We start from the raw sequence: 12,173 nt of genomic DNA on the forward strand, positions 1-12,173 counted from the left end.
GCGCGGGGGTTAGGGTCAAAACACCGGCATCGCCCCCGCAACCGTGACGAGCGCGCCCGACGTGTAGCTGCTCTCGTCGGAGGCCAGCATCACGTAGGCCGAGGCGAGTTCGGCCGGCTGACCCGGGCGGCCGAAGGGCACCTGGCTGCCAAACGACGTCACCGCCTCCTGGCTCATCCCGGAGGGGATGAACGGGGTCCAGATCGGCCCGGGCAGCACGCCGTTCACGCGCACCCCCTTCTCGGCGAGCAGCTGTGCGAGGCTCAGCACCATGTTGCTCAGGGCGCCCTTGGTGGCGCTGTAGGCCAGGAGCGTCGGCATCGGGTGCTTCGAGTTGACCGACGAGGTGAAGATCACCGAGGCGCCGGGCTTCAGGTGAGGAAGCGCCGCTTTGGTCACGTAGAACGGCCCAAACACGTTCGTGCGGAAGTGATCCTCGAAGATGTGATCCTCGATAGCATCGAGATCCTGGTTCGGCTGCTGGAACGCGCCGTTGTTGACCAGTACGTCGAGGCGTCCGAACGTCTCCACGGTGCGGGCGACGATCTGGCGCCCGTAGGCGGCGTCCTTGAGGTCGCCGGGCAGCAGCAGGGCGCGCCGGCCCGCCTTCTCGATCCACTGGCCCACGGCCTCCGCGTCGGCCTGCTCTTCCGGCAGGTAGGAGATGGCGACGTCGGCCCCCTCCCGGGCGAAGGCGATCGCGACCGCGCGGCCGATGCCGCTGTCGCCGCCGGTGATGAGCGCCGCGCGCCCGGTGAGCTTGCCCGAACCGGTGTAGCTCGCCTCCCCATGGTCGGGCTCGGGCTCCATGCGGCCGGTCTTGCCGGGGAAGCTCTGCGGCTGTGCCGGGAAGGGCGGGCGGGGATATGTGTGCAGCGGATCCTTGGTCACGCGTCGTCTCCGGTTGGAATGCCGGTCCAACCGGATGGGGATCAGGGTGTTCCGGGCCGCGTCGCCGTGCCCGATCCGCCGGTGTCGCTGAGGGTGTGCCGGATCCACACGCCGACACAGGTCAGCAACAGGCGCCCATCAGTCTCAGCACCGAGGAGACGCCACGATGATCGAGTTTCAGCCCGAGGATCGCGCAGCCCGCGTGATCGATCGTGTCCTGCTCGGTGCGGCGATGCTTTCACTCACCTTCGGCTTGGCCGCCGGCCTCTGGGGCCTGCTGCAATGAGCCGATCGCGGGCCGCCGTCGGACGTGGCAGGTGATCCGGATCGACCGTCCGGGGCGACGAGGCTCCGATCGTACCGCCGTCGCGCTGATCGGCGCGGGGCTCGCGCTTCTTGCGCTGGCGCTCCTGTTCGTGGGCTTCCCGTGATGCTGTGCACCGGGGTGGGGGAGCGGTCGCGATGGTAAACCGGATCGTGGTCGCGGCAATCCTGCTCGCGGCCTCCGTCTTCCTGATCTATCTGGCGAACCTCGCCCGCGCCGCCCTGTCGCCGAACGAAAGTTACGCAGCCAGCATCGGGCTGACGCTGGATCAGTGCGTCGCGGCCCAGGGCGGCCTCACGCCCGGGGACGCGCGCGACTATTGCCGGCGCCCGGTGCCGAAGCGCCTGTGAGCCGGCCCTGCCGGGGCGGCCTTCGCCGGCGCGACCGGTCCGGTCCGGCGGGGGCTGCCGAGGGCCAAGCCCGATCGCGTTGCGATCAGGCCTCGCCTCAAGTCCTAAGGCCGAAGGCCATGGCGGAACACGTCCCGGTCACCGGGCCGGCCGGCTCGTCGGCGTCGTCCCTCCGATCGACTGCGTCTGGTCCCGAAAGCCGGGGTCCGCCTTTCGCGACGACGCTTCAGCTCCCGAACTTGTAGTTCAGTCCGACGCGACCGAGCACGCCCTCGTTCTGGAAACGTGTGACGTAGGCGCCCGCGCCGCGACCCGTCGCCATAAGCGGAAGCGTGCGCTGGCCGAGATCGTAATACAGCGCCTCGGCCTTCACGGTCACGGCGTTGGTATGGAAGACGTTCAGGAACGAGTCGGTGGGCAGGGCGTATTCGATGCCGCCGCCGACCGCATAGCCGGTCTCGACGCGCGCGCGGCTCCCGAAGAAGTTGAGATCACCCCGAGCCGTCTGGAACAGGCCTGCATAGCGCTCGCTGGCATAGGCGAAGCCGCCGGTCCCGTAGACCAGCACCCGGTCGAAGGCGTAGCCGACGCGACCGCGCACGGTGCCGAGGAAGTCGCCCGCCCGCCGGAAGGTGCTGATGCCGCCGGCCTGGCCGACAACGCTGCGCCTGCGGTCCAGGTCCGTGTAGCCGGCATCGACCTCGGCACCCGCCACGAAGCCCGAGCCGGGGGTGAACTGGTAATTGTAGCCGAGCTGGCTACCGCCGGTGAAACCGTCCTGCGGCAGGCGCAGGACGCCCGGCCGGTTCCCGGTCAGGACGCCGACATTGGCGGGGAAAACGCCCGCCGTCCGCGCCGTGTCCTTGGTCGACGTGATGTAGCCGGCGTTGATGCCGAAATAGGCGCCCGTCCAGGTGAAGACCGGCACCGGGATCGGCGCGGGCGGGAATGCGCGGCGCGGGAGATCCGCGGCCGAGGCGGCAGCCGTCAGGGCTGCGAAGGTTGCCGCGGACAAGATGGCCTTGTTCATTTCGAACCGTTCCAAGATGTGTGCCTTGAAGCGGATGTAACGTTTGTCGACGATCAAGTCTGTGTTTGATGTGCAACAGTCTATGTCTGAGGGTATTTGCTATATATTGAGCAGAGTATGCTTGATTTGTATCAAGCTATGAATTTCTAAATCTTGGATCTGGATGGTTTTAGGATGCTAAGAGATCGATTTTTCGATTGAAAATGTTCAACCCTGCCCGGAAAGCGGCGCGGAGCCGATGCCTGTGTGGCTTGCCTGCTGGCTGCGTAGAGGAGCGTGACGTGTCCCCAGCCCCTCTCCCGCACGGGAGAGGGAGCGGCGCTCGATCCTGAAACCGTGTCGTCGGAATCGGCCTGTGAATCGCCGGTACGCGACGCTCATGCTGGGTGCATCGGGATCGGGGCGAGGCTGTAAATCTTCGGGTTCGCTGCACGCCTTGCGCCGACCCCGGATCCGCTGCAGCGAAGCGCGCTTCAATGGTCGTGGTTGCAGCCCGGCCCATGAACATGACCGTGCTGATGATCGTGATCGTGGCTCCGATGTTCGTGCCGATGCCCGTGGTCATGATCGTGGTCATGATCGTGGCTGTGACCGTGCTCGTGCTCGTGCCCGTGATGGTCATGCCCGTGATCGTGGCCGCAGGTGCTGTGATCGTGGGCTGCGCGCTCCGGCCGGAAGGGGCGCGAGACCGGGCTGGCGAGGCAGCCTTGCCCACGCACCAGCTCCGCTGTGGCGGCGGTCGCGGGGATGTAGAGCGCATCCGAAGCGATCTCGGCCGGCACGTGGCTGCCGCCGAGCTGCCAAGCCAGGCGCAGCAGCCGGGCCGGGTTCTCGGCGCGCACCTCGAACAGATCCTGCGTGGCGGCCCGCACCGCGACGAGCCGGCCGTCGTCGAGGCGCAGCGCGTCGCCGTCGTCGAGGGGTGCGGCCTTGGTGAGCGCCACCGAGAATCCGAGCCCGCCCTCGGCCACCAGGGTCTCGGGCAGGGCGGACCGGCCTTCATGGTCGAGACTCACCGTATCGGCGACGCGGTCGGCCCGCACCGCGGCCCGGCGGACGATCGTGGTGGCTGTGGGCATGGAAACCTCGGACATGGCGCCGCAGCGCCCGGTCGGGACGCCGCCTCAGGAGGCGAGGCATAGGGCGAGACGGGAATCGGGTGCAACTCCGGTCATGCCCGGATGGAACCTTAGCCGTAGGGTCGCTATTGCATGACTGCTAAGCTCGGGGCGATCCGCCACGATCACGGCCATCGGCCGGACCGGATGCACAAACCGGACGCACAAGGGAGTTCTGGGGACCATGAAGAAGCTCACTGCCGCCGCCCTCGCCACCATCGCGGCCCTGTCGCTCGGCGCCTGCAACACCCCTGAGGACCGGGCGCTCGGCGGCGCCGGCCTCGGAGCGCTCACCGGCGCGGCGATCGGCGCGGCCGCGACCGGCCGTGCGGGCGGTGCGCTCGCCGGTGCGGCGATCGGCGGCGCCGGCGGCGCCATCGTGGGCGCTTCGACCGCGCCGCGCTGCCCCTACGGCACCTACCGAGACGCCTACGGCAACATCTACTGCCGCTGAGCCGAAGGGTGGGCCGGGCGCGTCCCGGCCCTTCCGCAGGGCCCACGGAGCGGTTAATCCGGCGCTCGGCCGGGGTGTCCCGGTGCCCGACGCCAAGCTCCTCGCGATGATCGCACCGAACCCAGGCCCCCTGCCCTATCCGGCCCGCCCATGAATGCGGCGGCCGAGTCCCAGGGTGTCTGGGGCAAGATCGGCGGCGCCGGAATCGGCCTCGCGATCGGCGGCCCCCTCGGGGCGCTGGTCGGCGGCGTTGCGGGCCATTTCCTGATGGACCGGGTCGGCGCGCCCTTCGGCCGGACGCCGCGCGACGTGGTGTTCACCACCGGTCTCGTCGCTCTGGCCGCCAAGATGGCCAAGTCCGATGGCGTCGTGCTGCCCTCCGAGGTCGAGGCGTTCGGCCGGGTCGTGCAGGTGGAGCCCGCCGCGCGGCCGGGGGTCGAGCGTCTGTTCGATCTCGCCAAGCGCACAACGAACGGCTTCGAGGCCTATGCGCGCCAGCTCGCCACGACCTTCGGTGACGAGCCGGCCCTGCTTGAGGACGTGCTCGACGGCCTGTTCCAGATCGCCGGTGCCGACGGGGCGCTTCACGAGGCCGAGGAGCGCTACCTCCGCGCGGTATCCGGCATCTTCGGCTTCGACGAGGCCGCGTTCCAGCGCATCGCCGCCCGGCACGTGCGGTTGCCGGACGATCCCTACGCGGTCCTGGGGCTCGACCGGGATGCCGACGAGGCGGCCTTGAAGGCCCGCCATCGGGCGCTCGTGGCCGAGCACCATCCCGACCGGGCGCTGGCCCGTGGCCTGCCGGCCGAGGCGGTGGCGATCGCGACTCGGCGGCTGGCCGCGATCAACGCCGCCTACGATCGGATCGTGGCGGAGCGCGGCCCCCGGTGAGATCCGGCCGTCTCGGATTGCCGGATCCGCCCACAGGCTAGCAGCATCGTCTTCGACCGCGCCTTCGGATGGCGAGGTCGGCCGGATGAACCAATGCAAGAGGAGCGAATTGATCCGCCGCGTCACATCGAACGGGGAGAGGATGAATGGCAACACAGTCGGCTCAGTGGCGAGAAGGCATGGAGGCCCGGAAGGCGGGGCAGCTGTCCCACAGCAATCCGTATGAGGCCGGCTCTCAGCAAAGCGCCGATTGGCTCGACGGCTTCACCTACGACGAGCCGGAGCAGAATGTGGATCGTCCTGAGCCCAGCGAAGGCTAGGGTTCGTCACGGGCGCCAAGCCGGGCTCGCAGGCGCTGCGAGCGCCGTGCGGATCCGGCCGCGCATACTCCAGGCCACGGACTGTTTGTATGGTTGCCGCAGGCCGACGGATCGCGGCTGGAACGGCACCGTGCAGCGCGGCGCAGAGCGTCACGCCGTCGACCTACTGCGGGCGGTGTCCGGCGGGGCCAGGCCGGACAAGCATCCGGGTGTCTCTCAGGACGGCCGTCAACGGCCTGACGGTCCGATGCCTCCCGGCGTGAACCGTGGCACAAGCGCGCCATGACGCTGATCCCCGACAGCCCCCTCGCCCGCCGCGTCGCACCTTCGCCGAACCACGGTGAGCGCCGGGGCGGCCGGCCGGATATGCTGATCTTGCACTACACCGGCATGGAGAGCGGGGCTGCCGCCTTGGCGCGGCTGCGCGACCCGTTGAGCGAGGTCTCGGCTCATTATTTGGTGTTCGAGGATGGCGGCATCGTCCAGCTGGTGCCAGAGGCGCGCCGGGCGTGGCATGCGGGTGCGGGCGCCTGGAAGGGCGAGACGGACATCAACTCCCGCTCCCTCGGGATCGAGATCGTCCATCCGGGCCATGCCGGCGGCCTGCCGCCCTATCCGGCGGTGCAGGTCGAGGCGGTGATCGCGCTGGCCCACGACATCCTCGGCCGCTGGCCGATCCCGCCGGAGCGGGTGCTCGCCCATTCCGACATCGCCCCCGAGCGCAAGGAGGATCCGGGCGAGACGTTTCCGTGGGACCGCCTCGCGGCGGCGGGCATTGGCCACCACGTGCCGCCCGCCACCCTGCGGGACGGCCGCTTCTTCGCGCGAGGGGATGCCGGGCAGCCCGTGGAGGCCCTGCAGGCGATGTTCGCCCTCTACGGCTATGACCTGCCGGTCACCGGGATGTTCGACGCGCGCACGCACGCGGTGGTCACCGCATTCCAGCGTCATTTCCGGCAAGCGCGGGTGGACGGCGTGGCCGACGCTTCGACCATCACCACCCTGCGCGACCTCATCGCGGCCCTGCCGACGCGGGGCTGAGAGCCTACGGATACCAGGGCTCCGCCCTGGACCCGCGAAAGGACGCAGTCCTTTCGAAACCCGGATTTCAGGCCCTGTGCGCGCGCGCCGGATGTGGGTGCCCCGGCTCCTCCGGGACCGCCGGCGCGTCGACGCGGGTCCGCCACAGGCTGTAGGCGACGCCCGCCGCCAGGAAGGTGAGCGTCACCACCAGGGAGACCCACGGCGGCACCGAAACGAGGCCGAACGTGTCGGCCACCACGATCTTGGTGCCGATGAAGATCAGGATGAAGGCGAGCGCCGTCTTGAGATAGGCGAAGCGGTCCACCATCGCGGCGAGCGCGAAGTAGAGGGCGCGCAGCCCCAGGATCGCGAAGATATTGGAGGTGTAGACAACGAAGGTGTCGGTGGTGATCGCGAAGATCGCCGGCACGCTGTCGACCGCGAAGATCACGTCGGCGCCGTTGACCAGCACCAGGGCCAGCGCCAGCGGCGTGAACCAGAGGGCGACCTTGCCAGTCTTCGGGTCGGTCTTGCGGATGGCGAAGCGCTGGCCGTGCAGGTCGGGCGTGACCCGGAAGGTCTTCTTGAACCAGCGCACCACGGCGCTGTTCTGGAAGTCGCCCTCGTCTTCGTCGCCCGAGATCAGGATCTTCAGGCCGGCATAGATCAGGAAGGCGGCAAACAGGGAGAGCACCCAGTGCACCTGATGCACAAGGGCGGCGCCGAGCCCGATCATCAGGCCGCGCAGCAGTACCGCCGCCAGGATGCCCCAGAGCAGGACCCGGTGCTGGGCGGCCCGCGGGATACCCAGAGCAGCGAGGATCATCGCGATGACGAAGACGTTGTCCATCGACAGCGACTTCTCGACCACGAGGCCGGTGACGTATTCCTCGCCGGCCTGGGCCCCGAGATACCACCAGATCCAGCCGCCGAAAGCCAAGCCGAGGCTGAGATAGAAGCCGGTGAGCAGGAGGCTCTCCCGCACCCCGATCTCGTGCTCCTTGTCCCGGTGCAGGAGGCCGAGGTCGAAGGCGAGCAGGCACGCGATCAGGACGTGGAAGCCGAGCCACATCCACAACGGCTTGCCGAGCCATTCGACGGTAAGGACGTCCATCATGCGGGGACCTGATGCTGATTCCAAATGGAAAGCATCGGCTCCGACATCACGGGCGCTGGGAGGCGCCCGCCAGAGGGGCCCGCAGCCGATGGGGCCGAGGTAAGCGGTGATCCGGGCGAATCAAGGGCAGACGCGCGGCCCCGCTTCGCTCAGGGTCGGCTTACGCCTTCGGTGTCTCCGGCGCGCCGCTCATCTTGGGCGTGCCCTGCCCGCCGAGCGGCCGCTCCTCCATCAACGCCAGGAACACGAAGGCCGCCAGCAGCCCCAGGCAGGCAGCCGCGAACACGAACCGGAAGGTCAGGGCGAGCTGGGTTGGGTCGGCGCCGCGGATCAGGCTCTCGACGTCGTGCCCCCCGGCTCCACCGGAGACGCCGCCCAGAACGATGGTGCCGAAGGCCGCCACGATCAGCGCGCCGCCGAGCGACCGGAAGAAGTTCATGGAGGCCGTGGCGATGCCGAGCTGGTGGCGCGCCACCGCATTCTGGATCGCGATGGTCGAGAGCGGCAGGATCGTCCCGATCCCCATGGAGAGCAGCGCGAACAGCACCTCCATCAGCCAGAACGGCAGCGCGTGGCCCCGCCACGCGATCACGGCGCAGCAGACGAGGCTGACGCTCATCATGATCAGCGGCACCCGCTTGTAGTGCCGGAAGTAGATCATCGACCGGCCCGACAGGGTGGCCCCCGTCACGGTGCCGACCATGAGCGGGACCAAAGCCACGCCGGACTCGCTCGCCGAGAGACCGATCACCCCTTCGAGGAAGATCGGCACGTAGATGGTGAGCCCGATGAAGGTGCCCATGGCGAAGCAGGCGGCGAGCGTCGCGCTGTAGACCACCTGATTGCGCAGCACTTCGGTGGGGATCAGCGGCTCGGGCGCCGTCGCGAGCCGAGCCGCGAAGCCGACGCCGAGCACGAGGGCCAGGGCGAGGAGCCCCAGCACCGGCGCCGAGCCCCAGGGATAGCGCACCCCGCCCCAGCTCAGGGCGAGCAGCAGGGCGATCGAGCCTGAGACCATCAGGGCGGCCCCGGGCCAGTCCAGCCGATGCCGCCGGTCGTGGCGCGGCAGGCGTTTCAGGTTGGCGTTGGTCAGCGCGAAGGCGAGGATTCCGATCGGCAGGTTGATCCAGAAGATCAGCGACCAGTGCAGGTGCTGGGCGAAGAAGCCGCCGAGCAGCGGCCCCGCCACCGAGGCCGCCACGAACACCCCCGCGATCACCACCTGATAGCGCGCCCGCTCCTTGGGCGACATGATGTCGGCCAGGATGGTCTGCGACAGCGCGATCAGCCCGCCGCCGCCGATCCCCTGGAGGCCCCGGGCCAGCGCCAGCCCCACCATCGTGGGGGCGAGCGCACAGGCGACCGAGCCGAGCACGAAGGTCGTGATGGCGATCAGCAGCATGATCCGCCGGCCGTGGATGTCGGACAGCTTGCCGTAGAGCGGCGTCACCGCGGTGGAGGCCAGGAGATAGGCGGTGACGATCCAGGGCAGGTTGGCAGCATCACCCAGAGCCAGCCCGATGGTCGGCATCGCGGTCGCCACGATGGTCTGATCGAGGGCCGCGAGCAGCATCGCGGTCATCAGGCCGTAGACGATCGCGCGAATCTCGCCGGGGCCGAGCTGGGCCTGCGGGGCGGGGATGCTCGGCGTCCCGGTGATGGCGGCGGGGCTGGCCACGTGTCTGAGCCTCTGTGGTTCGGGGTGAGCGCGGCCGAGCCTGGCGCGTCGAGTGCGGCAGCTTCGGGGATGAGGGAGAATTTTTTTCTGCAGGTTCGGGTTCCGGCAGGGCGGAGCTGCGCCCTTGACAGGACCGGTCCGCCTGCCCCTCTCCGGGCGGATGCCGCAGGACAGGGACGAGATCGCCATCGTGGGCGGCGGGCCGGCTGGGCTCGCTGCGGCCGAGGTGCTGGGCGAGGCCGGCCGCGCCGTAACGGTCTACGAGCGCATGCCTTCGGTCGCCCGCAAGCTGCTGATCGCCGGGCGCGGCGGCCTCAACATCACCCACAGCGAGGGGCGGCCGGACTTCCTCGCCCGCTACCATCCGCAAGGCTACCTCGACGCCGCCATCGCGGCCTTCCCGCCCGAGGCCCTGCGGGACTGGTGCACGGAACTCGGCGAGCCGACCTTCGTCGGGTCGAGCGGACGCGTCTTCCCGCAGAGCTTCAAGGCCTCCCCCCTGCTGCGGGGATGGCTGGCGCGGCTCGACAGCCTCGGCGTCCGGATCCGGACCCGGCACCGGCTCACGGCCCTGGGCGAGGCGCTGACGTTCGAGGCCCCGGACGGCCCCGTCGAAGTCCGACCCCGGGCGACCCTGTTGGCGCTCGGCGGGGCGAGCTGGCCGCGGCTCGGCTCGGACGGGCGTTGGGTGCCGCTCCTCGAAGGGCTCGGCGTGGCGGTGGCGCCCCTGCGTCCGGCCAATGTCGGTTTCGCGGTGGCGTGGTCGGACGTGTTCCGGCAGCGTTTCGCCGGCGCGCCTTTGAAGCGGGTGGCGCTCGCCTGCAACGGCGCCACGGCACGGGGCGAGGCCGTGATTACGGAGGCCGGCCTCGAGGGCGGGGCGGTCTACGCCCTGTCGCGCACCCTGCGCGAGGCAATCGCCGCCCGGGGCAGCGCCGAACTCGTCATCGATCTGCGGCCCGACCTCACCCGGGACGCCCTCGCCCGCCGCCTGTCCGGCGCCCGGCCCGGTGATTCCACCGCGACCCGGCTGCGCAAGGCCGCGGGGCTCCCGCCCGTGGCGGCGGGCCTCCTGCGCGAGACGGTCGCCGCCCTCCCGGCCGATCCCGGCTTGCTCGCCGGGCTGATCAAGGCCGCGCCGCTCACCCTCACCGCCCCGGCGCCGATCGAGCGGGCGATCTCGACGGCGGGCGGTGTCCGGCTCGACGCGCTCGACGGGCGGTCGATGCTGCGCGCCCATCCCGGCCTGTTCCTGGCCGGCGAGATGCTCGACTGGGAGGCCCCGACCGGCGGCTACCTGCTCCAGGGCAGCATCGCCGGCGGCCGGGCCGCGGCCGCCGGGATGCTCGACTGGTTGGCCGAGACCGGCGGCTGAGGTTGGCCACCTGCTCCAACAATCGGGTTTTCGTGCTCAAGGCCGAGCAAAGGTGGGATTCCCCTCGCCCCGCTTGCGGGGAGAGGGATGCGACGACCTCGTTGTCGGCGCATCGAGGCGGCAGCCGAAGGTGAGGGGGCGCTTCCGGACGCGCCTCTTCCGGAATCGCCCCCTCACCGCCGCTCCGGCTTCGCCTGCGCTTCCCGTAGGCACGACAGGGTGCCTGCGGGCCTCTCCCCACGCGCGGGGCTACGATATTCACACTTCGCGGGGCGGGGCGCTCTCTCCTCCCCTGGCGATCCCGGGCTTGCCCGGGATCGCTCGAGCTTGCGGGGAGGAGTTGGAGGTGGGGGTGGTGCAGAAGGCACCGTCACACTCGATCCTGTACCACCCCCACCCCTGGCCCCTCCCCGCAAGGGGGAGGGGAAACGCGCTTGTTTCTCAGGCCCTTGGCGTCCGGTAGAGAAGTGTGAATCCGCTAGGCGCGCGGGGAGAGGGCTCACCTCCGGCTCGGCTCAGACCGGGCCCCTGTCGGACTACGGCCGCGTGCAGAAGCCGACGATCCCCGTCGCCTCCGTCGGGCAGGCGGCGCCCTCCCCGTCATAGGTCGGCGTACCGGCCTTGAGGCAGTGGGCAGTGACCAGTGTCTCCCCGGCCTCGCAGGTCACGGTGCAGCCGCCCGCGCAGTCGGATTTCCGCACCGGCCACAGGGCAGCGCCGGCCTCGCCCCGCGCGCCCATCCCGCCCGGCGGGCCTGCCTGCCCCCTCGGCCCCGGGGCGCCCTGGCTGCCTGAAGCCCCCTTCTCGCCCGGCTCGCCCTTCGGGCCGGGGGCACCCTGCAGACCGGCCGGACCCTGGGCGCCGGCTTCACCCTTCGGACCGGTCTCACCCTTGGGACCCGCATCACCCTTGGGACCCGTCTCACCCTGGGGGCCCTGATCCCCCTTGGCCCCCGGCTCACCGGGCGGTCCTGCGGTCCCTTGCGGGCCGGGCGGGCCCGGAGGCCCCTCGGGGGCGCAGTTCGCCACCACCGCCTCGCGCTCGTCCGGCTCGGATTTCAGCGTCACCACGCAGGTCGAAGGCCGATAGGGCAAGCGGAAGACGAACCGTCCGCGCCGGTCGGCCTGGATCGAGATGTCGTCGTCCAGCACCACGATGGCGCCGGGCTTGCGCACCGAGCCCGAGATCCGCAGGTCGCCGGCCTCGATGCGGGCGTCGTAGACCATGATCGGCTGGTTCGGGGCCTGCGCGGGCCGGGCCTTCGCCCGTTCCCGCGTCTGTGCCGGCCGGCCCGGACTTCCCGGATCCGCCGGTTGCTGGGCCAGCGCCGCCCCCGACAGGGCGAGCAGGAGCGTGAGGGCGAGGCTTGAGCGCATGCGCGGTCCGTATCGACCGCGTCCGGCACGCGGCAGCCGACTTGTGGGCTCACCCTGCGATTGCGGTCAACCGGGGCCGTTGAAACCGCCGGCGAGGACCGATTCCACAGGCGTCCACATCCATCCACAGGCCAAGCTGCTGCGCCGACGCACGATTCCAAGACCTCGCGGAAACCGTTTGAACGTGTTCCTGTTATGTTCCTATGGTCCGCCATGACCGGAGCC

General features: G+C 70.3%; 12 protein-coding genes. 6 read left to right on the forward strand and 6 right to left on the reverse strand.

Annotation, left to right across the window (positions count from 1 at the left end; all coding sequences use genetic code 11):
• Window positions 1-15: 15 nt before the first annotated feature.
• Complete coding sequence (locus BLQ49_RS09610) at window positions 16-891, reverse strand: SDR family oxidoreductase (protein ID WP_091715362.1); 876 nt, start codon at window positions 889-891, stop codon at window positions 16-18.
• A gap of 462 nt (window positions 892-1,353) precedes the next feature.
• Here BLQ49_RS09610 and BLQ49_RS09615 point away from each other — a divergent pair, with 462 nt between their 5' ends.
• On the forward strand, window positions 1,354-1,566 hold the full coding sequence (locus BLQ49_RS09615; RefSeq protein ID WP_091715364.1) for a hypothetical protein: 213 nt from the start codon (window positions 1,354-1,356) through the stop codon (window positions 1,564-1,566).
• A gap of 226 nt (window positions 1,567-1,792) precedes the next feature.
• On the opposite strand, the gene BLQ49_RS09620 is transcribed toward BLQ49_RS09615, so the two are convergent.
• Both BLQ49_RS09620 and BLQ49_RS09625 read right to left on the reverse strand, forming a co-directional pair.
• Window positions 1,793-2,596: an outer membrane protein gene (locus BLQ49_RS09620; protein ID WP_091715704.1), complete on the reverse strand. Its 804-nt coding sequence runs from the start codon at window positions 2,594-2,596 to the stop codon at window positions 1,793-1,795.
• A 473-nt stretch (window positions 2,597-3,069) separates the two neighbouring features.
• Window positions 3,070-3,675 carry an urease accessory protein UreE gene (locus BLQ49_RS09625; RefSeq protein ID WP_091715366.1) on the reverse strand — a complete coding sequence of 202 codons (606 nt, stop codon included), beginning with the start codon at window positions 3,673-3,675 and terminating at the stop codon, window positions 3,070-3,072.
• Between the two features lie 223 nt (window positions 3,676-3,898).
• Here BLQ49_RS09625 and BLQ49_RS09630 point away from each other — a divergent pair, with 223 nt between their 5' ends.
• The 4 genes from BLQ49_RS09630 to BLQ49_RS09640 all read left to right on the forward strand — a co-directional run bounded on the left by BLQ49_RS09630 (window position 3,899) and on the right by BLQ49_RS09640 (window position 6,420).
• Window positions 3,899-4,168, forward strand: a complete 270-nt coding sequence (locus tag BLQ49_RS09630) for a hypothetical protein (protein WP_007560631.1) — start codon at window positions 3,899-3,901, stop codon at window positions 4,166-4,168.
• A 150-nt stretch (window positions 4,169-4,318) separates the two neighbouring features.
• The gene (locus BLQ49_RS09635) at window positions 4,319-5,059 is read left to right on the forward strand and encodes a TerB family tellurite resistance protein (RefSeq protein ID WP_091715367.1); all 741 of its coding nucleotides are present in this window, start codon (window positions 4,319-4,321) and stop codon (window positions 5,057-5,059) included.
• Window positions 5,060-5,205: 146 nt separating this feature from the next.
• On the forward strand, window positions 5,206-5,379 hold the full coding sequence (locus tag BLQ49_RS29645; protein WP_167627683.1) for a hypothetical protein: 174 nt from the start codon (window positions 5,206-5,208) through the stop codon (window positions 5,377-5,379).
• A gap of 282 nt (window positions 5,380-5,661) precedes the next feature.
• Window positions 5,662-6,420 carry an N-acetylmuramoyl-L-alanine amidase gene (locus tag BLQ49_RS09640; protein WP_091715368.1) on the forward strand — a complete coding sequence of 253 codons (759 nt, stop codon included), beginning with the start codon at window positions 5,662-5,664 and terminating at the stop codon, window positions 6,418-6,420.
• A 67-nt stretch (window positions 6,421-6,487) separates the two neighbouring features.
• Here the strand turns inward: BLQ49_RS09640 and BLQ49_RS09645 are convergent, their stop codons facing one another.
• Window positions 6,488-7,519: a TerC family protein gene (locus BLQ49_RS09645; protein WP_091715370.1), complete on the reverse strand. Its 1,032-nt coding sequence runs from the start codon at window positions 7,517-7,519 to the stop codon at window positions 6,488-6,490.
• A gap of 160 nt (window positions 7,520-7,679) precedes the next feature.
• On the reverse strand, window positions 7,680-9,197 hold the full coding sequence (locus tag BLQ49_RS09650; protein WP_208859034.1) for an MDR family MFS transporter: 1,518 nt from the start codon (window positions 9,195-9,197) through the stop codon (window positions 7,680-7,682).
• A 160-nt stretch (window positions 9,198-9,357) separates the two neighbouring features.
• Between BLQ49_RS09650 and BLQ49_RS09655 the strand changes: the two genes are divergently transcribed.
• Window positions 9,358-10,572, forward strand: a complete 1,215-nt coding sequence (locus tag BLQ49_RS09655; RefSeq protein WP_091715372.1) for a TIGR03862 family flavoprotein — start codon at window positions 9,358-9,360, stop codon at window positions 10,570-10,572.
• 536 nt (window positions 10,573-11,108) lie between these two features.
• Here the strand turns inward: BLQ49_RS09655 and BLQ49_RS09660 are convergent.
• Entirely contained in the window at window positions 11,109-11,948 is an 840-nt protein-coding gene (locus tag BLQ49_RS09660; protein ID WP_091715373.1) for a collagen-like protein, read from the reverse strand.
• Window positions 11,949-12,173: the final 225 nt, after the last annotated feature.

Origin of the sequence: Methylobacterium phyllostachyos, assembly GCF_900103445.1 — a bacterium.
GTDB lineage: Bacteria > Pseudomonadota > Alphaproteobacteria > Rhizobiales > Beijerinckiaceae > Methylobacterium > Methylobacterium phyllostachyos.